We start from the raw sequence: 591 nt of genomic DNA, 5'->3' as shown, positions 1-591 counted from the left end.
TTGAACTTTCGCCTGTTTCAGCGTTTCTTGAGCCATTTGATGTTGATTCTTCATAGTTTGATCTTTCAATTTTAGGTCAGCATACCCTTGAGTAGCATCATGAACGATCTTATGAGATTCAATTTGAGCAGACAGATTAATTTCAAGCTCCTGCAATGTTGCCTTATACTGATCCAGACTATGTTGCATCATAGAGATGTTATGTTTCATAGTTTCAACAGTAGCTTGGTTATCAACTTTACGATTCTCAAGAGCCATACCATCAGCAGCATGTTCCTGCTTGAACTGGAGATCTTGCATTTTCATCTGAGTTTCATCAGCAGCTCTCTGTTGTTCGAATGCGAGACGATGTTTATCGTTATCAGCATCAGCATAAATTTTCTGAGCTTCATTCTGAACTTTCTGAACCTGCGCTTGAGCCATTTGCATCTGGAGTTCTTGCATTGGATCAGGTTGAGGCTGATATTGCTCTAATGGCAGAAGGTAATTATGAACATCTTTGATTCCCATAAGAGAGAAAATCTCAGCAGTCATATAACGATCCTGTTGCAGACCAAACAGAGGTGCAATATTAGGATCAGAAGTCGGTTC

The 591-nt window shown here is 39.8% G+C and carries 1 protein-coding gene; it reads right to left on the bottom strand.

From position 1 onward, the window contains the following. On the bottom strand, positions 1–534 hold a 534-nt coding region (locus N1032_RS26595; RefSeq protein ID WP_259543660.1), incomplete at its 3' end, for a hypothetical protein. Positions 535–591: the final 57 nt, after the last annotated feature.

The organism is Herbiconiux daphne (assembly GCF_024979295.1).
Classification (GTDB): domain Bacteria; phylum Actinomycetota; class Actinomycetes; order Actinomycetales; family Microbacteriaceae; genus Herbiconiux; species Herbiconiux daphnes.
The sequence above is the reverse complement of the archived record's forward strand: the minus strand, read 5'-3'. Positions and strand labels throughout refer to the sequence as shown.